Consider the following 18,950-nt stretch of genomic DNA (forward strand, 5'->3'; position numbering starts at 1 on the left):
TGGCCGGGCCGATTGAGAGTGTTGAACGGCGCAGCCGGAACACGTTCCTTTCCGGCCCGCGAAGCACCAGGAGCAGCATGTCGACGACCGGTGAAACGGATGCCGCACCCGACGCCCTCGAGTATGTCAAGAGGCGTGGGATGGGCGCCCTCGCGGCGAAGATGGGCATCGAGATGATCGAGTTCTCGGTCGATCGCGCGGTGGCCACGATGCCTGTCGAGGGCAACACGCAGCCGGCGGATCTGTTGCACGGCGGCGCCTATGTCGTGCTGGCGGAGACGCTTGGATCCATGTCCGCGAACCTGTGGGCAGGCGAGGGTCGACTGGCCGTCGGCATCGAGATCAATGCTTCGCACACGCGATCGGCGACGAGCGGCATCGTTACCGGGGTGTGCACCCCGATCCACCTCGGGCGCACCCTGACGACGCACGAGATCGCTGTCACGGATGACCGCGGGCGCCGCTGCTCCACGATCCGCATCACGAACCTGATCAAGGAGCGCGGTTAGCGCCTACTTCTTCGGCGCGAGCTGGTCGATGATCGCCTTCGCGACGTCGTGCATCGTGAGTCGACGGTCCATCGACGCCTTCTGGATCCAGCGGAACGCCTCGGGCTCGGTGAGGCCCATCTTCTCGTTCAGCAGGCCCTTGGCGCGGTCGACGAGCTTGCGGGTCTCGAAGCGCTCGTTGAGGTCGGCGACCTCGGCCTCGAGCGCGATGATCTGCTGGTAACGCGCCAGTGCGATCTCGATGGCGGGCAGCAGGTCGTTCGGGGTGAACGGCTTCACCACGTAGGCGAGTGCGCCTGCCTCGGTGGCCCGGTCGACGAGCTCCTTCTGGCTGAACGCGGTGAGCAGCACGACGGGTGCGACGTGATTCTCCGAGAGCCGCTTCGCAGCCTCGATTCCGTCGAGGTTCGGCATGCGGACATCCATGATCACGAGGTCGGGGCGCAGCTCCGTGGCGAGGGCGACGGCGGTCTCGCCATCGCCGGCCTCGCCGACGACCTCGAACCCGTTGTCGCGCAGGATCTCGACGATGTCGAGACGGATGAGCGATTCATCTTCCGCGACGACTACTCGACGCGGTGCAGCGGTGTTCTCAGTGTCGGTCACGGTGAACAAGCCTACGGTATGGGTGATTGAGCCGAGAGCGACTCGAGCTTGCTCGGGTCGCCGAGGCGATTGAGCCCATGAGCGGCGAAGCCGCGATATACGCGTTGAGCGTGTGAGCGACGAAGTCGCGATATCGTGAACAGCGCACCTGAGCCGGTGTGGCGGAATGGCAGACGCGGAGCACTCAAAATGCTTTGCCCGAAAGGGCGTGTGGGTTCGAGTCCCACCACCGGCACGTTTTAGGCGATCCGCGCGAAGATACGCGATTGCGCCCGAGGGCCGGCCAGCGAGTTTGCGCTACACGGATCGGCATCCGCTACACGAACGTTCTGTAGCGGATGCCGGTTCGTGCAGCGGATGCGAGTTCGGTCGCCGCGCGGCGGGTCTCGCGCCGCACGAGTCGGGTCCGGTGCGGCCCCGGCGGTGCGTCTCTTCCTCCCCAGGTGGCGGACTCCTGTGGTTATCAACAGGCCAGGTCAGCGGTGGTTTCCGTGTCCCGGGAATGTCGGTGGCATGGCCTAGCTTCGAAGGTATGAACGACGTAGAACTAGCACCGGTGCCGGAGGGTGATGCCGCCTTCTGGGCGGAGTTTGCGGACGCGTCGTTGTTCGACGAGTCCGCGGAACTGCTGTTCCTGGACCGACCTTCCCACCCTTCCGCAGACGAGCTTGTGTCGTGGGCTCGGACGACGTTCGGTGCGGGGTTGATGCGGTCCGTCATTGATGATGCGGTCTCCTCGCAGACGATGGTGAACCTGGAGGCGGCACGGCAGCTGTTCGCCATCGGTCGGGCGTTCGAGTACGCCCGTAAGGACCCGAGTATCTACGTTCCGGTCGGGGCGACCGAGAAGGACCCGCGGGCGGAGGAGGTGGACTTCGCGGTCCGGGCTGTCGCGTTTGATCTGGCGCAGTGGTTGCACCTGAGTGAGAACACGGTCCGGTCCATGGCCTGGCAGGCCGAGGTCCTCAACGCTTCGTTGCCGAGGTTGAAGGAGTTGTTCGTCTCCGGTCGGATCAGCCCGAAGCACGTCCGTGCCGCCGTCGAGTCCTGCACCGGGCTCCCCGACGAGGCGGCTTACGCGATGTTTGACGAGCGGATGGCGGGGATCGTCGAGAAGTTGAACCCTGGTGTGTTTGCACGTCGGTGCCGCCTGTTGCGGGAACGGTTGTGTGCCGACACTCTGCAGGAGCGGCACGAGGAGGCCCACACGAAACGACGGGTGGTGGTGGAGGCGGGTGCGGATGCGATGGCCTGGTTGAACCTCCACGCGTCCGTGATGGATGTGGCGCAGATCGAAGTCGCGTTGACCGCGGAAGCCCGCCGGTTGCGCACTATGCCGGGTGAGTCCCGCACTCTGGATCAGGTGCGTGCCGACCTGGCGGTGCAGTGGCTGAAAGGCGACACCACGGGTGCCGGTGCGCACCGTCGTGGTGGTGCGGGGGTGCGGCCGTTCGTGCTGATCGATGACGCGGGCCGGTTCGCTGAGCTCCTCGGGTATGGGCCGATCCCGCCGAATCAGGCGGCAGCCGCACTGCGGGACGCACCCTCGTTTCGGAAGGTGCTGGCCGATCCGATCCGTCCCGCGGTGTTGAACCTGGACACCACCCGGTACCGGCCGACTCCGGATCAGAAGACGTGGCTCACGTTGACGTACGGGCTCGACGAGAACGCCGGGGGGTGTCAGATGGTGTGTGTAAACGGGGCGCTCTGACTGGAAGCGGTCGCTTCCGGAAGGGTGGTTCCTGTGACTATCAAGACGAGTGATGATGGTGTGCCGGTGGTGCCGGCCGAGCTGAGTGATCAGGTCGCGCGACTGGTCGAGCAGGCGCAGTACGACGGTGTGCAGTTGACCGGTGAGGGTGGTCTGCTGCCGGACATGATCAAGCAGGCCGTGGAGGCTGCGCTGCGGGGTGAGATGACCGCGCATCTGGGTTACGACCGGTATGCGGCGGAGGGTCGTGGCAGCGGGAACTCACGCAACGGGTCGACCTCCAAGACGGTGCAGACTGCGGCGGGACCGGCCGAGGTGCAGGTTCCCAGGGATCGGGCTGGCACGTTCGAACCGGTCACCGTGCCGAAGGGTTCCCGCCGGCTGACCGAGTTCGACGACCTGGTCATCGGTCTGTACGCGAAGGGCCTGACGACGCGGGATATCGCCGAGTGGCTCGAGGACACCTACGGGGCCGACATCAGCCACGAAACCGTCGCGAACATCACCGACAGCGTCAACGAGCTGGTCAAAGCGTGGCGATCACGCCCACTGGATGAGGTCTACCCGATCGTCTATATCGACGCGATCCGGGTCCGCGTCCGGGACGGCGGCACCGTGCGGATCAAAGCCTGCCATATCGCTGTGGGCGTGGATCTGGAGGGCCGTAAACGCGTGCTGGGCATGTGGATCGAAGCCACCGAGGGTGCCCGGTTCTGGCTGAACGTGCTCACCGAGCTCCGCAACCGCGGAGTCCGGGACGCGTTGATCGTGTGCTGCGATGGCCTCACCGGCCTGCCCGACGCGATCGGGCAGATCTGGCCGGAAGCGAAGGTGCAAACCTGTGTGGTGCACCTGATCCGTAACAGCATGCGATACGCGTCCTGGAAGGACCGCAAAGCGATCGCTGCCGCGTTGCGCCCCATCTATACCGCTGCCACTGTCGAGGCCGCCGAGCTGGCGTTGGAGGACTTCGCCGACTCGGACCTCGGCCGCCGCTGCCCCGCAGCAGTCGATGTCTGGCGGCGGGCATGGCACGAGTTCACCCCGTTCCTCGAGTTCGTACCCGAGATCCGGAAAGTCGTCTACACGACCAACGCGATCGAGTCGATCAATTACCAGCTGCGGAAGGTCTCCAAGACCCGAGGCCAATTCCCCAACGACGAGGCGGTCTACAAGATCCTCTACCTCGCCATCTGCGACATCGAGACCCGAGACAAGAGCAGAGGAGGGGACGCGAAGAAGAAAAGCATCCTCTCCCGCGGCGCAGCCACCCACGGCTGGACCGCCGCCCTGAACCAACTCGAGATCGCCTTCCCCGGCCGGCTCCCCGCCGGAATCTAACAACAACAAAACAAGCAGCGAACCGATTTACACAGAAAACTTGACACGCTCGAACGCCGCCCCGTTCGTTCCGGTCGGTATCGTCACCGGCGCCGAAGTGGATCACGTCATCGAACGCCAGCACGGCGGACCCACGAACGTGGGCAACCTGGCACCGTTCAAACCGAGACTGCACCGGATGAAGACCGTGACCAGAATCCGGCTGGACCCGAAACCCGACGGCGGCATCCGCGTGAGAACACCCACCGGATACGACAGCGACCCACCACCCTTCTAACGAAGCGACCGTCTCGCGTTATGCCGGATGAGTTCCCCGACCGCGGTCGTCGCCTCGAGTACGCCGTCGAACCACCGTGTACCGTTTGGCAGGGTGAGCACCATCATCCGCGCGTCCGCGATCCTCTTCGACATGGACGGCACGCTCGTCGACTCGTCCGCTGTGGTGGAGCGCGTCTGGACCGACTGGGCCATGGCGAACGACCTCGACCCGGCCGAGGTGCTCGAGGTCGTGCACGGCAGGCAGGGTCACGAGAGCATGGCGATCCTGCTGCCGGAGAGAGCGACCGAGCAGAATCTGGCCGACAACCGCGCGATGCTCGCGCGCGAGACCGCCGAGCTCGACGGGATCGTGGAGATCGTCGGCGCAGCGAGCCTTCTGAATTCCCTGACGGACGCGCCGCACGCCCTCGTCACGTCTGCGACCCTTCCCCTGGCGACTGCACGCATGAACGCGGCCGGTCTCGTGGTCCCGGGAGTCGTGGTCACGGCCGAGAACGTCTCGGCGAGCAAACCTGACCCGGAGGGCTTCCTCGCCGCTGCGCATGCGCTCGGCGTGCCGCCAGAAGAGTGCGTCGTCTTCGAAGACTCCGGCGCGGGCATCGAGGCCGCGCGGGCAGCAGGGATGCGGGTCGTCGGAGTCGGCGGAATGGCGCAGGGGCATGACCCGGACTGGGTCGTGCCCGATCTCGCAGACGTTCGTGTCACCGTCGACGGCGACACGCTCGAGCTCACGCTGTAGCGGTCAGCACGGCGGTTATGACCCTTCGTCGGCGCTATGGTTTCTCGACAGCAGGAAGAACCGCTGAGAGTGAAGAGGTCGCCGTGGATTGGGCCGTGCTTGCCGACTTCGGCACCGCGATCGGCACACTCGTGCTTGCCGTCGCCACGTTCGTCTCGACGAGGTCGGCGAATCGCTCGGCCCGGCTGGCTGAGCGTGCTCTCCTAGAGGGACTGCGCCCGCTCCTGCTTCCTTCGAACTTCACCGACGATGTGCAGAAAGTGCGCTTCATGGACGGCCGCTGGCTCACCGTACAGGGTGGGCGGGCCACGATGCAGGTGGACGAGTCCGTGGTTGCGCTCGCCATGTCGGTGCGCAACGTCGGCTCGGGCATCGCGGTATTGCATGGCTGGCACATCCCGGAAGGCCCGTATGTGCAACCGGCGGAGCCCGAGCAGTTCCAGCGTCTGACCAGAGACATCTACCTCTCGACCGCGTACGTCGGCTTCGTGCAGGTCGCGATCCGCGATCCACAGTCCGACGCATATCGACGAGTCGTCGATCGGGTGAATGCCGATGAATTCGTGCTTGTCGATGTGCTCTATGGAGACGCTGAGGGGACTCAGCGGGTGATCAGCCGCTTCAGCGTGAGCAAGGGGCCGGCCGAGCACGACGCATCGGAGCAGGAGTTCTTCGTCACTGTGTCCCGGCACTGGAACATCGACCAGCCGGCGCCGCGCGTCTGAGTGGCGGCTCAGTGCGGGCATCCGCCGGCGATAGTCTGCACTTCATGTCTGATGCCCCCACCACAACCGGGACTGACGCGGCGTCTGCTGGAGTCGCGAGACCAGTGAACCTGCCGCTGACGAAGCGGCCGTTCGACATCGTGTTCCTGGTCATCTTCGCCGCGTTCATCGTCACCTGCATCATCAGCGACTCCGTCGAGGGACTGGGCCTCGACCAGGTGAGGGACTCACCGAACATCCTCGTGCAGTGGAACTACTGGTACGCGTCGAACTTCGACCCGCTCTATCGGTCCCATCCGGTGTGGCTGCGGTTCATCAGCGGCACCTCCGCGTTCGTCTACGTCGCGTTCTATGTGCTGCTCATCCTCGCCATCGTGCGCAGGTGGAACTGGATCCAACTGCCGAGCGTCATCTACGCGACGATGATCATCTCGCTCACCGGCATCCCGATCTTCGGCGTCGAGTTCTTCGGATCCGCTGCCGAGCGCACGCCGAACCCGGCGGTGTTCCTGGCGTTCAACCTGCCGTACATCGTGTTCCCGCTTCTGCTGCTGATCCGCATGCGCAAGCCACTGCCGTTCACCCGCAGGTTCTGAGCGAAATGCGTCGAGCCGGATGCCCGCGCATGGGCATCCGGCTCGCGCTCGGTCGTCGTGCCGCCTAGGCGAACACCTTCACGCCGTTGGCCATCTTGAACGTCGGTGCGATGATCACCGCGAAGAACGGCACCGCGATGCGCAGGAAGTAGACGAGCGGCACCAGGTGCAGGAAATCGCCGAACGCGAAGCCGACGACCGCGATCAGGGCGAACAGCAGCGCGATTCCGAAGCCCTTCACCGTGTTGAGGAACGGTGTCGCCGTGCCGATGCTCGCGATCACGATGCCGACGTCGACGATGAACGGCTGCCATGCCCCGGCGTTGCCGAGCGCGGCCCCGGCGATGATCCAGGCGGCGATGGCCACCAGCCAGAACAGCACGAACACGGCGCCTGCGATGCGCTTGTCGAGTTCACCCTTCGGTGGCCGAGCGATCATCTTTTCAGTAATCCTTCCGAAGGCTGTGGTCCGGCGGCGTTCAGCATGCTGCCGGCGGTGAGACGGACGGCCCGAAGGCCTTCTCGATAGTACCGCCGGGCGGGAGCAGGGCGAGCGTGATCACCGCCGCTGTGCCGGATACCGTTGAAGCATGTACACGAGCTATGTCGCGATCGGAGACAGCTTCACAGAGGGCGTCGGCGACGTGCTGCCCGACGGCCGCGTGCGGGGCTGGGCCGATCTCGTCGCCGTCGGCCTGGCCGCGGCAGCGGAGGAGCCGGTACGGTATGCCAACCTGGCGATCCGCGGCCGCAAGCTCGGCCCGATCGTCGGCGAGCAGCTGGATGCCGCCATCGCCATGAGCCCGCAACTGCTGAGCATCAACGGCGGGGGCAACGACATCATGCGTCCGCGGGTGTCGGTCGACGACATCGCGGAGAAGACGGCTCGGGCTGTCGGCAAGGCCGTGGACGCAGGCATCCACGTGCTGCTGCTCAGCGGAGCGAATCCGAGCGACAATCTGCCTGGCGGCCGCGCGGTCCAGCGCAGAGGTGATGAACTGGCGGTACGGGTGCGCGCCTTCGTCCGCGAGGTGACGGCAGCCGAGAGCGCCGTCACGTTCGTGGACAACTTCGCGGACGCGGGCCTGCGCGACCTGCGCTACTGGTCGCTGGACAGGTTGCACCTGAACTCCTTCGGGCACGCTCGCGTCGCCTCGAACGTGCTCATGGCGCTCGACGTTCCCGTGCCGGGCGCGTGGCGTGTCGACGAGGTGGCGGCAGAGCCCCCGCTGGGCCGCCGTGCGCCGTCGCTGGCGTATTACCGCGAGTACGTGCTGCCGTGGATCGGACGCCGGCTCACCGGACGCTCGTCGGGCGACGGCCGCAGCGCGAAGCTTCCGGAGCTCACTCCGATCGATCCTGACATCGTGTTCTGAGCCCGCGGGCGCCGGCTTCGGTCCTCCTACAGATGCGGGGCCGAGTTCAACCGGCGTCAGGCGCAAGGGGTTGCCGCTCCTGCGTCCGTCCTCTTACCGTCCCATCGTCGTGTCGAGGAGGGGACGTCGGGGGGACGCATGAGCACACACGAGTTGAAGACGATCCGCACGAGCATCCCGGCCCGCATGGACCGGTTGCCGTGGTCGAAGTGGCACTGGATGGTCGTGGTCGGCCTCGGAACCGTGTGGATCCTTGACGGCCTCGAGGTCACGATCGTCGGCGCGATCGGCAGCCGCCTCACCGAGAAGTCCAGCGGGCTGGGCCTCACCGCCGGCGAGGTCGGCCTCGCCGCGGCGATCTACGTGGCCGGTGCGTGCGTCGGAGCGCTCGTCTTCGGTTACCTCACCGACAGGTTCGGCCGCAAGAAGCTCTTCATGATCACTCTCGGCCTCTACCTGCTGGCGACGGTCGCGACCGCGTTCTCGTTCAACCCGATCTTCTTCTTCGCCTGCCGGTTCTTCACCGGGGCAGGCATCGGCGGCGAGTATTCGGCCATCAACTCCGCCATCGACGAACTGATCCCGGCGAAACGTCGAGGCGTCGTCGACCTCGCGATCAACGGCTCCTACTGGCTCGGCACGGCGTTCGGGGCCATGCTCACTGTCGTGCTGCTGAACACCGCGATCTTCGCACCGTGGCTCGGCTGGCGTCTCGCGTTCGGCCTCGGCGCGGTGCTTGGCCTCACCATCCTGCTGGTCCGGCGAAACGTCCCTGAGTCGCCCAGGTGGATGTTCATCCACGGCCGTGACAGGGACGCCGAGAAAGAGGTCGGCGAGATCGAGCAGCAGGTGGAGGACGACACCGGCGAAAAGCTCCGGAGCGTCGGCGACGACAAGGCCATCGAGATCAAGCAGCGCAACACGACCGGCTTCGGCGAGATCGCTCGTGTGGCCGTCACGAAGTATCCGAAGCGGTTCACTCTGGGGCTGTCGCTGTTCATCGGCCAGGCGTTCCTCTACAACGCGGTCTTCTTCACCTACGCGCTCGTGCTCACTCAGCTCCTGCACGTGCCCGACGACGTTGCTCCGTGGGCTCTGGTGCCGATCGCGGTCGGCAACTTCCTTGGGCCCCTGCTGCTCGGGAGGCTGTTCGACACGATCGGTCGCAAGGTGATGATCTCGCTGTCGTACATCCTGAGCGGTGTGCTGCTGGTGGGCACCGGCATCCTTTTCGATGCCCGCATTCTGGACGCCACCTGGCTCACGGTGTGCTGGGTCGTCGTGTTCTTCTTCGCGTCGGCGGGTGCGAGCGCCGCCTACCTCACCGTCAGCGAAGTCTTCCCGATGGAGACCAGGGCCATGGCGATCGCATTCTTCTACGCGGTGGGAACGGGGCTCGGCGGCATCATCGGCCCACTGCTGTTCGGCCAGTTCGTCTCCATGGGCATCGGCGCAGTCGCCGTTGGTTACTTCATCGGTGCCGGTCTCATGATCGCCGCCGGTCTCGTCGAGGTGTTCCTCGGCGTGAACGCCGAAAGGAGATCGCTCGAGGACATCGCCGATCCGCTCTCCAAGACGGATGCACCGCAGCAGGAAGCACACGCGACCTGACCGAGTCCCATCGCCTCGAGGTTGCCGCCCGCCCGGTTCCGCGCGGATGCGGCGCCGTAAGCTTGGGCCGGAAGGGCCCGACATGATCTTCGTGGATCGTCTTGACGCGGGGCGTCGCCTCGCCGCAGCGTGTTCGACGTATCGGAACGGGTGGCCGACCCCCGTGGTCCTCGGCATTCCGCGCGGCGGCGTGCCGGTCGCGGCGGTCGTCGCCGATGCACTGGATGCCCCGCTCGACGTCATCCTCGTGCGCAAGCTCGGACTGCCGCGCAACGAGGAGGTCGCGATGGGCGCGATCGGCGAGGGAGTGCGTGTCGTCGACGACGGGCTCGTCCGCGTGATGGGCGTCACCGACGAGCAGCTGGCCCGCGTCGAGGAGCGGGAACAGGCGGAACTGGAACGGCGTGTGCGCCGGTACCGCGAGGGCAGGCATCCGGTCGACCTGAACGGTGCGACGGCGGTGGTCGTCGACGACGGGCTCGCCACTGGGGCGACCGCCCGCGCTGCGTGCGCCGTGGCGCGGGCGCAGGGAGCGGCATCCGTGGTGCTGGCCGTACCGGTCGCCCCTCCCGACTGGGAACCCCAGCCAGGAGAGGACGCGGATTCCTTCGTGTGCGTCGCACGACCGAGCGGATTCTTCGCGATCGGTCAGTGGTACCGCGACTTCACGCAGACCACCGACGCCGAGGTGCGCCGGCTGCTCGGCCTGCCCAGCGAGTGAGTTGAAGGGCGAAGCCCGATCAACGCAACGCGGCGTATGCGGGCGCTGCCTCGTTGTGCACATCGCCGACGACGTGCACACGCACGTCGTTCGTCGAGCCGGGGATGCCGGGAGGAGACCCGGAGATGACGACGACCTTGTCTCCCATCTCCGCCAGGCCCTTGCCGATGAGCAGATCGTCCACCTGTCCCATCATCTGGTCGGTGTGCGTCACCCGGTCGACCAGGAACGCCTCGATACCCCACGTAAGCGCCAGCCGGCGGCGGATGCCCTCGCTCGGCGTGAACGCCTTCATCGGCAGCGGCGAACGCAGCCGCGACATGCGTCGTGCCGAGTCGCCGGACTCGGTGAAGACGCAGAGGTAACGGGCGTCGACGAAGTCGGCCACTTCGGCAGCGGCGAGCGTGAGCACGCCGCCCTGCGTGCGGGGCGTTGTTCCCAGGGGCAGGATGCGCTCGAGCCCGTGCTCCTCGGTGGACTCGATGATGCGCGCCATCGTCTGCACCGTGACGACCGGGTACTCCCCCACGCTCGTCTCACCGGAGAGCATGACGGCGTCGGCGCCGTCGAGCACGGCGTTGGCGCAGTCGGATGCCTCGGCGCGCGTCGGGCGGGGGCTCGTGATCATCGACTCCAGCACCTGGGTCGCCACGATGACCGGCTTCGCCATGCGGCGCGCGATCTCGATGGCGCGCTTCTGCACGATCGGCACGGCCTCCAGAGGCAGTTCGACGCCCAGATCGCCACGGGCGACCATGATGGCGTCGAACGCGTCGACGATCTCGTCGAGGTGGTCGACCGCCTGCGGCTTCTCGATCTTGGCGATGACCGGCACGCGCCGGCCCTCCTCGTCCATGATCTCGTGCACGCGCTTCACGTCGTCCGCGTTGCGCACGAACGACAACGCGATGTAGTCCGCGCCGAGCTTGAGGCCCCAGCGCAGGTCCGCCTCGTCCTTCTCGCTGAGTGCGGGAACGTTGACCGCGACGCCCGGCAGGTTGATGCCCTTGTTGTTGGAGATCGGTCCGGGCACGATCACCTGGGTCTTCACGCGCGGTCCGTCGACCTCGAGGACGCGCAGCGCGACCTTGCCGTCGTCGATGAGGAGCGGGTCGCCGGGCTTCACGTCCTGCGGCAGACCCTTGAACGTGGTCGAGGAGAGCTCCTTGTTGCCCAGCACATCCTCGGTGGTGATCGTGAAGATGTCGCCCTCGGCCAGCTCGTACGGTCCGCCCTCGAACTTGCCGAGACGGATCTTCGGGCCCTGCAGGTCGACCATCACGGCCACGGCGCGCCCCGAGTCATCCGCAGCGCGGCGCACGTTGGCGTAGACGGCTTCGTGCACGTCGTACGTACCGTGGCTCAGGTTCATGCGGGCGACATCGACGCCCGCATCGATGATGGCGCGGATGTTCTCATAGCTGGACGTTGCCGGACCCAGCGTTGCGACGATCTTGGCTCGTCTCATTCTTCTTCTTCGTACTCCATGGTTGCTTGCACGTGCACTATCGATCGGCACCGTGGCCGGTGCGGGTGCGACGAGCGTCAGATCGTGATACCGCGGTCGGTCGGCCTGATGGGCGAAGGGAGGGCGGTCTCCCCTTCAAGATACCGGTCCACCGCTGCCGCCGCAGCCCGGCCCTCCGCGATCGCCCACACGATGAGCGACTGGCCCCGGCCCGCGTCGCCCGCGACGAACACGCCGGGCTCCTGCGTCTGGTAATCGTCGTCGCGCACGACGTTCCCGCGCTGGTCGAACGGAACGGCGAACTGCTCGCCGAGCGTGTCCTGCTCAGGACCGGTGAAGCCGAGCGCCAGCAGCACCAGGTCCGCGGGGATCTCGCGCTCGGTGCCCGCCTTGGGCACGCGACGGCCGTCGAGGTACTCCGTCTCGGCGACCCGCACGGCCACCACCTCCCCGACCTCGTTGCCGACGAACTCGACGGTCGACGCCAGGTACTCGCGCCTGCCGCCCTCTTCGTGAGCGGTCTGCACCTCGAACAGGGTCGGCGTGGTCGGCCATGGCTGGTGCTCCGGCCGCTCGTTCGGCGGCTGCTTGCCGATGGCGAGGTTGGTGACGGATGCCGCCTTCTGCCGGTGTGCGGTACCGATGCAGTCAGCTCCGGTGTCGCCGCCGCCCAGAACGACGACGTGCTTGCCCTCCGCGGTGATCTGCGTCGGCACGGAGTCGCCGGCACCGACGCGGTTCTGCTGCACCAGGTACTCCATCGCGAAGTGCACACCGGCGAGATCGCGGCCGGGGATCGGCAGGTCGCGCGGCACCATGGCGCCCGTGGCGATGACCACGGCGTCGTAGCGCGCCTTGAGGTCGGGCCAGCTGATGTCGACGCCGATGTCCACACCGGCGCGGAACCGGGTGCCCTCAGCGGTCATCTGCGCCAGGCGCGCCTCGATGTGCTTCTTCTCCATCTTGAAGTCCGGGATGCCGTAGCGCAGCAGACCGCCGATGCGGTCGTCGCGCTCGTACACCGCCACCGTGTGCCCCGCCCTGGTGAGCTGCTGGGCCGCGGCGAGACCGGCAGGACCGGATCCGACGACGGCGACCGTCTTTCCGGTCAGTCGCTGCGGCGGGTGCGGCTGCACCCACCCGTTCGACCACGCCTGATCGATGATGTCGTGCTCGATCTGCTTGATGGTCACCGGCGGCTGGCTGATGCCGAGCACGCAGGAGTCCTCGCACGGGGCAGGGCACAGGCGACCGGTGAACTCCGGGAAGTTGTTCGTCGCGTGCAGTCGCTCGATGGCCTGACGGCCCTCGCCGCGCCACATGAGGTCGTTCCACTCGGGGATCAGGTTGCCCAGCGGGCATCCCTGATGACAGAACGGGATGCCGCAATCCATGCAGCGGCCCGCCTGACGGCGCAGCTGTGCGGGATCGCCGGCCTCGTAGACCTCTTTCCAGTCCATCAGGCGCACGGAGACGGGCCGCCGCTTGGGCAGTTCGCGCTCCGTGACCTTGAGGAAGCCCTTCGGGTCAGCCACCCGTCACCTCCAGAATCCGATTCCAGACGACGTCGCCGTCGGGGTCGAGGCCCTCGTCGACGGCGTTCCTGCGTGTCTCAAGCACTGCCGCGTAGTCGCGTGGCAGCACCTTCGTGAAGCGGGCGGATGCCGCCTCCAGATCGGTCAGCAGCGCCTTGGCCACGTTCGAGTCCGTCTCAGCGACGTGCTGCTCGAGCAGGTCGCGCACGATCTCGATGTCCCCGCTGCCGAGCGTGGAGAGCTCCAGCTCCCCGGTGGCCAGCGCCTCACGGTTGACGCGCTCTTCGCGCAGGTCGAGCACGTACGCGGTGCCGCCCGACATGCCGGCGCCGAGATTGCGCCCGGTCGTGCCCAGGATGAGAGCGAGTCCACCCGTCATGTACTCCAGCGCGTGGTCGCCCACACCTTCGACGACGGCGGTGGCTCCCGAGTTGCGCACCAGGAACCGCTCACCGACCGTTCCGCGGATGAACATGCTGCCCTGTGTCGCGCCGTAGCCGATCACGTTGCCCGCGATCACGTTGCGTTCGGCGGGGAACACGCTCGAGCGGTCGGGACGCACCACGATGCGACCGCCGGAGAGACCCTTGCCGACGTAGTCGTTCGAGTCGCCCTCGAGGCGCAGCGTGATGCCGCTGGGGAGGAACGCGCCGAACGACTGGCCGGCCGATCCGGTGAGCGTCACGTCGATCGACCCGTCCGGCAGCCCGTGCTCGCCGTGCCGCACGGTCACCTCGTGACCGAGCAGCGTTCCGACCGCGCGCTCCGTGTTGCGGATCGGCAACGCCAACTCCACGTGCCCGCCGTGCTCCAGCACGTCGGCCGCTTTCTCGATGAGCCGGTTGTCGAAGTGCTTCTCGATCTCGTGGTTCTGTCGCCTGCGGTTGCTGCGCGGGGCATCCTCAGGGAACTGCGGCCCGTGCAGCACGGGGGTGAGGTCCAGCCCAGACGCCTTCCAGTGGTCGACGGCGCGGTCGACGTCGAGCAGCTCGACGTGCCCGACCGCCTCCTCGATCGAGCGGAAGCCGAGTGCCGCGAGGTACTCGCGCACCTCCTCCGCGATGAACTCGAAGAAGTTGACGACGAACTCGGGCTTGCCGCTGAACCTGCTGCGCAGCACCGGGTTCTGAGTCGCCACGCCCACCGGGCACGTGTCCAGGTGGCAGACGCGCATCATGACGCAGCCGGAGACCACGAGAGGTGCGGTGGCGAAACCGAACTCCTCGGCCCCGAGCAGTGCGCCGACGATGACGTCGCGCCCGGTCTTCAGTTGACCGTCGACCTGCACCACCACACGATCGCGCATCCCGTTCAGCATGAGCGTCTGCTGTGTCTCGGCGAGACCGAGCTCCCACGGCGTCCCCGCGTGCTTGAGCGAGTTCAGAGGGCTCGCCCCCGTTCCGCCGTCGTGGCCGGAGACGAGGATGACGTCGGCCAGCGCCTTCGCGGTGCCCGCGGCGACCGCCCCGATGCCCGTCTCGCTCACCAGCTTCACGTGCACCCGGGCATCCGGGTTAGCGCGCTTGAGGTCGTAGATGAGCTGCTTCAGGTCTTCGATCGAGTAGATGTCGTGGTGCGGCGGCGGCGAGATGAGGCCGACGCCAGCAGTCGCGTGCCGGGTGCGGGCCACCCACGGGTACACCTTCGTGGGCGGCAGCTGGCCGCCCTCTCCCGGCTTCGCACCCTGCGCGAGCTTGATCTGCAGGTCGGTGGCGTGGGTGAGGTACATGCTCGTCACGCCGAACCGGCCGGAGGCCACCTGCTTGATGGCGCTGCGCCGCTCCGGGTCGAGGAGTCGGTCGATGTCTTCGCCGCCCTCACCCGTGTTCGACTTGCCGCCGAGGCGGTTCATCGCGATGGCCAGCGTCTCGTGCGCCTCGCGCGAGATGGAGCCGTAGCTCATCGCGCCGGTGGAGAACCGCTTCACGATCGAGGCGACGGACTCGACCTCCTCGATCGGCACGGGAGGCCGGATGCCCGTGCGCAGCTCGAACATCCCGCGCAGCGTCATGAGCTGCTCCGACTGGTCGTCGACGAGCTTCGTGTACTGCCGGAAGATGTCGTACCGGCGGGTACGGGTCGAGTGCTGCAGCCGGAACACCGTCTCAGGGTTGAACAGGTGCGGAGCGCCGTCGCGACGGTACTGGTACTCGCCGCCGGTGGCCATGCGCTCATGCGCGAGCACGGCGCCCTCCTCCGGATACGCAGAGCGGTGACGCGCAAGGTTCTCCGCGGAGATCACCTCGATGCCGACACCGCCCAGCTTGGAGTTGGTGCCGGTGAAGTACTCGTCCACGAACCCCTGGGCCAGGCCGACCGCCTCGAACGCCTGAGCGCCGGCATAGGACGACACCGTGGAGATGCCCATCTTCGACATGATCTTGAGCACGCCCTTGCCGAGCGCCTTGATCACGTTCTTCACGGCCTTGTCGCCGGAGATTCCGGTGATCATGCCGCTGCGCACGAGGTCTTCGCACGTCTCCATCGCCAGATACGGGTTCACCGCGCTCGCGCCGTAGCCGATCAGCAGGGCGACGTGGTGCACCTCGCGCACGTCGCCGGCCTCCACCACGATGCCGACCTTGAGGCGGTTCTCGGTGCGGATGAGGTGGTGGTGCACGGCGGAGAGCATGAGCAGTGACGGGATAGGCGCCAGGTCCTTGTTGGAGTCCCGGTCGCTGAGCACGATGAACTTCGCGCCGTCGGCGATCGCCTGGCTCACCTCGTCGCAGATCTCGTCGAGGCGGCGCTCCATCGCATCCACGCCGGCGTCGAACCGGTAGAGGCCGCGCACCGTCACGGTCGTTCGCTGCCCCGGCGTCGGATCGATGTGCTGGATCTTCGCCAGCTCGTCGTTGTCGATCACCGGGAAGTCGAGCACGACCTGCCTGGTGTGCTCCGGTCCGGGCTCGAGGAGGTTGCGCTCCGGCCCGAGGCCCAGGCTCAGCGAGGTCACGACCTCCTCGCGGATCGAGTCGAGCGGGGGGTTCGTGACCTGGGCGAACTGCTGCGTGAAGTAGTCGAAGAGCAGGCGGGGCCGCTTCGAGAGCACCGCGATGGGCGTGTCGGAGCCCATGGCGCCGAGCGGCTCTGCGCCGGTCTTCGCCATCGGGGTGAGCAGGATGCGCACCTCCTCCTCCGTGTAGCCGAATGTGCGCTGCCTGCGCGTCACCGACGCGGGCGTGTGCACGATGTGCTCGCGCTCCGGGAGGTCCTTGAGGTTGATGCGGCCCGCATCCAGCCACTCGCCGTACGGCTGAGCGGAAGCCAGCGACGACTTGATCTCGTCGTCTTCGATGAGCCGACCCTCGACGGTGTCGACGAGGAACATCTTGCCGGGGCGCAGCCGCCCCTTGCGAACGACCCGGCTCGGGTCGATGTCGAGAACACCGGTCTCGCTGCCCAGCACGACGAGCCCGTCGTCGGTGATCAGGTAGCGTCCAGGGCGCAGCCCGTTGCGGTCCAGCGTTGCTCCCACGAGCGAGCCGTCGGTGAAGACGAGGGCGGCCGGGCCGTCCCACGGCTCCATGAGCATCGAGTGGTACTCGTAGAACGCTCGACGTGCCGGATCGATCTCGGTCTGCTTCTCCCACGCCTCCGGCACCATCATCATGACGGCGTGCGGCAGCGAGCGCCCGCTGAGCGTGAGCAGCTCGACGACCTCGTCGAAGGATGCCGAGTCGCTCGCCCCCGGCGTCACGATCGGGTACAGCGGCTTCAGCTCGCCGAGCAGGTCGCTGTGCAGCTGCGACTGGCGTGCCCGCATCCAGTTGCGGTTGCCCTGCACGGTGTTGATCTCGCCGTTGTGCGCGATCATGCGGAACGGCTGGGCAAGCGGCCACGACGGGAACGTGTTCGTCGAGTACCTGGAGTGCACGAGCGCCAGCTTCGACGCGAACCGCTCGTCGGAGAGGTCGGGGTAGAACGGCTCCAGCTGCAGGGTCGTGACCATGCCCTTGTAGACCAGGGTGCGGGCCGACAGCGACGCGAAGTACACGTCGAGCTCACGCTCGACCCGCTTGCGAAGCCGGAATGTGAGCCGGTCGAGCGCAATCCCTGACAGGTGCGAACCGTTCTCGGTCGTGCGCTCGGTGTCGACGTACAGCTGCTCGATCGCGGGCATCGCCTCTCGCGCGAGCGTGCCGATCTCGTCCGCACAAACCGGCACCTCGCGCCAACCGAGAACACGCAGGCCCTCTTCGTCGGCGATGCGCTCGATCGCCGCCTTGACGGGCGCGCGCTCGGAGTCCACCAGGGGCAGGAACGCGTTGCCGACGGCGTACTTGCCCACCTGCGGCAGTTCGAAGTCGACGACGGCGCGCAGGAAGGCATCCGGGATCTGCGTCAGGATGCCTGCACCGTCACCCGTGCCGGCGTCGGAACCGACCGCGCCGCGGTGCTCCAGGTGACGCAGCGCGTTCAGCGCGTTGTCGATGATGTCGTGGCCCGCGGTCCCGCGCAGGGTGGCGACCATCGCCAGGCCGCACGCGTCGCGCTCGGCGCTCGGGTCGTAGAGGCCCTGGGCGTCGGGAACGGTGCTGAACCGGGAAAACGGGGTGCGCTGCGCCATGGGTACCGTCCTCACATCGATCGGGGAGAGGGACGACGTCGGCCCGTGGACAGGGAGAGGGATCGCGGGTCGCCCGCCGTTTGGTGGGGAGACGCTCGCAACGTGGCTGTACGGGTGTGCCGTGATACCTGTCAGTCAGTTGTCGTTTTGGGTTCAGCCGGCAGAGCTTGTGGCTTCGGCCTTGGCTTCACTCGATTCGCTCGAATTGCTCGTCGCGGAGGCGTCGTCGTCGACGTTGTCCTCATCGGAATCGGTGTCGAACGAGTCTACCGCGTCGCCGGACCGCTTCCATTCACGCCCTGGAAGGTACACGCTCGTCTCCAATCCCGGGTGCCTGCGGGACTGCACGATGAACAGCACGAGGCCGAGAACGAAAGCGAGGAAGGCGGCCCACACGTTGAACGGAATGCTCAGGAACGAGTATTCGCTCGGGTCGATGCGGATGGACTCCAAGTAGCTGCGCCCGAGTCCGTACCACATCAGGTAGCCGGCGAACATCTTGCCCCAGCGCCAGTTGAGCCGCTTCTCCAGCGCGAGCAGCACGATGACGCCGACGACGTTCCAGATGATCTCGTACAGGAACAGCGGCTCGAACACGGTGCCGCTCGGCAGCCCCGTCGGGTAGGCGGCGTTCGTGCTCTCGATCTGCAGCCCCCAGGGCAGATTCGTGGGAAGCCCGTACAGCTCGTGGTTGACGTAGTTGCCGAGCCGGCCGATCGCCTGGGCGAGCAGGATGCCCGGGGCGAGGGCATCCGCGAAGGAGAGGAAGCGCACCCCGGTCTGTTTGCTGGCGATGAACGCGCCGATCGCGCCGCCGATGAGCGAACCGAAGATGGCGTTGCCGCCATCCCAGATCGCGAACACCTTCCAGAGGTTTGCCCCAGGGTAGAAGTAGTCGTGCGGGTGCGTGAAGACATGGTAGAGACGCGCGCCGACGAGGCCCAGCACGACGGCCCAGATGAGGAAGTCGATGACGACGCCCGGCTCTCCGCCCCGTCGGGTCAGCCTGCGCGATGTCCAGATCGTGCAGATGATGATCCCGACCAGGATGATCAGAGCGTACGTGCGGATGGTCCAATGCAGGCCGAAGATGTCGATGTCGAACCCTTGCCACGCTATCGGCGGGCTCGGAATGCTGAGCGGTGCGATCACCTGTCGGGTTC

16 protein-coding genes and 1 tRNA gene are annotated in these 18,950 nt (G+C 66.9%); 11 read left to right on the forward strand and 6 right to left on the reverse strand.

All coding sequences use genetic code 11. The features are described from left to right. Positions 1-77 precede the first annotated feature (77 nt). Entirely contained in the window at positions 78-509 is a 432-nt protein-coding gene (locus ACTHNC_RS03875) for a hotdog fold thioesterase (protein WP_440293279.1), read from the forward strand. A gap of 3 nt (positions 510-512) precedes the next feature. On the opposite strand, the gene ACTHNC_RS03880 is transcribed toward ACTHNC_RS03875, so the two are convergent. Next, positions 513-1,115 carry an ANTAR domain-containing response regulator gene (locus tag ACTHNC_RS03880; RefSeq protein ID WP_440293280.1) on the reverse strand — a complete coding sequence of 201 codons (603 nt, stop codon included), beginning with the start codon at positions 1,113-1,115 and terminating at the stop codon, positions 513-515. Between the two features lie 152 nt (positions 1,116-1,267). Between ACTHNC_RS03880 and ACTHNC_RS03885 the strand changes: the two genes are divergently transcribed. The 7 genes from ACTHNC_RS03885 to ACTHNC_RS03915 all read left to right on the forward strand — a co-directional run bounded on the left by ACTHNC_RS03885 (position 1,268) and on the right by ACTHNC_RS03915 (position 6,506). Continuing rightward, a tRNA-Leu gene (locus ACTHNC_RS03885) sits at positions 1,268-1,350 on the forward strand. Positions 1,351-1,647: 297 nt separating this feature from the next. Further along, the gene (locus ACTHNC_RS03890; RefSeq protein ID WP_440293281.1) at positions 1,648-2,826 is read left to right on the forward strand and encodes a DUF222 domain-containing protein; all 1,179 of its coding nucleotides are present in this window, start codon (positions 1,648-1,650) and stop codon (positions 2,824-2,826) included. Positions 2,827-2,859: 33 nt separating this feature from the next. Then, on the forward strand, positions 2,860-4,167 hold the full coding sequence (locus tag ACTHNC_RS03895) for an IS256 family transposase (RefSeq protein ID WP_440293282.1): 1,308 nt from the start codon (positions 2,860-2,862) through the stop codon (positions 4,165-4,167). 40 nt (positions 4,168-4,207) lie between these two features. Further along, entirely contained in the window at positions 4,208-4,444 is a 237-nt protein-coding gene (locus ACTHNC_RS03900; protein WP_440293283.1) for an HNH endonuclease signature motif containing protein, read from the forward strand. Positions 4,445-4,537: 93 nt separating this feature from the next. Next, the gene (locus ACTHNC_RS03905; RefSeq protein WP_440293284.1) at positions 4,538-5,185 is read left to right on the forward strand and encodes an HAD-IA family hydrolase; all 648 of its coding nucleotides are present in this window, start codon (positions 4,538-4,540) and stop codon (positions 5,183-5,185) included. A gap of 83 nt (positions 5,186-5,268) precedes the next feature. After that, positions 5,269-5,910 (forward strand): hypothetical protein, encoded by a 642-nt coding sequence (locus tag ACTHNC_RS03910; protein WP_440293285.1) that lies wholly within the window; start codon positions 5,269-5,271, stop codon positions 5,908-5,910. 44 nt (positions 5,911-5,954) lie between these two features. Then, entirely contained in the window at positions 5,955-6,506 is a 552-nt protein-coding gene (locus ACTHNC_RS03915; RefSeq protein WP_440293286.1) for an EXPERA domain-containing protein, read from the forward strand. A gap of 64 nt (positions 6,507-6,570) precedes the next feature. Here the strand turns inward: ACTHNC_RS03915 and ACTHNC_RS03920 are convergent, their stop codons facing one another. After that, a complete protein-coding gene (locus tag ACTHNC_RS03920; RefSeq protein ID WP_440293287.1) occupies positions 6,571-6,945 on the reverse strand; it encodes a hypothetical protein in 375 nt (124 codons plus the stop codon). 151 nt (positions 6,946-7,096) lie between these two features. Here ACTHNC_RS03920 and ACTHNC_RS03925 point away from each other — a divergent pair, with 151 nt between their 5' ends. From ACTHNC_RS03925 to ACTHNC_RS03935, 3 genes are all read left to right on the forward strand, one after another. After that, the gene (locus tag ACTHNC_RS03925; RefSeq protein WP_440293288.1) at positions 7,097-7,882 is read left to right on the forward strand and encodes an SGNH/GDSL hydrolase family protein; all 786 of its coding nucleotides are present in this window, start codon (positions 7,097-7,099) and stop codon (positions 7,880-7,882) included. A 138-nt stretch (positions 7,883-8,020) separates the two neighbouring features. Further along, positions 8,021-9,493: an MFS transporter gene (locus ACTHNC_RS03930; protein ID WP_440293289.1), complete on the forward strand. Its 1,473-nt coding sequence runs from the start codon at positions 8,021-8,023 to the stop codon at positions 9,491-9,493. A gap of 82 nt (positions 9,494-9,575) precedes the next feature. Next, the gene (locus ACTHNC_RS03935; protein ID WP_440293290.1) at positions 9,576-10,214 is read left to right on the forward strand and encodes a phosphoribosyltransferase; all 639 of its coding nucleotides are present in this window, start codon (positions 9,576-9,578) and stop codon (positions 10,212-10,214) included. Between the two features lie 19 nt (positions 10,215-10,233). On the opposite strand, the gene pyk is transcribed toward ACTHNC_RS03935, so the two are convergent. The 4 genes from pyk to lgt form a co-directional block, all read right to left on the reverse strand. Beyond that, positions 10,234-11,682: a pyruvate kinase gene (gene pyk / locus ACTHNC_RS03940; RefSeq protein WP_440293291.1), complete on the reverse strand. Its 1,449-nt coding sequence runs from the start codon at positions 11,680-11,682 to the stop codon at positions 10,234-10,236. A 77-nt stretch (positions 11,683-11,759) separates the two neighbouring features. Continuing rightward, complete coding sequence (locus tag ACTHNC_RS03945) at positions 11,760-13,217, reverse strand: glutamate synthase subunit beta (RefSeq protein ID WP_440293292.1); 1,458 nt, start codon at positions 13,215-13,217, stop codon at positions 11,760-11,762. Beyond that, complete coding sequence (gltB, locus tag ACTHNC_RS03950) at positions 13,210-17,787, reverse strand: glutamate synthase large subunit (RefSeq protein WP_440293293.1); 4,578 nt, start codon at positions 17,785-17,787, stop codon at positions 13,210-13,212. The genes ACTHNC_RS03945 and gltB overlap by 8 nt, the downstream gene beginning before the upstream one ends. A gap of 153 nt (positions 17,788-17,940) precedes the next feature. Beyond that, the gene (gene lgt / locus ACTHNC_RS03955) at positions 17,941-18,939 is read right to left on the reverse strand and encodes a prolipoprotein diacylglyceryl transferase (RefSeq protein ID WP_440293294.1); all 999 of its coding nucleotides are present in this window, start codon (positions 18,937-18,939) and stop codon (positions 17,941-17,943) included. Between the last annotated feature and the right edge of the window lie 11 nt (positions 18,940-18,950).

Source organism: Humibacter sp., from assembly GCF_051954055.1.
Lineage (GTDB): Bacteria > Actinomycetota > Actinomycetes > Actinomycetales > Microbacteriaceae > Humibacter.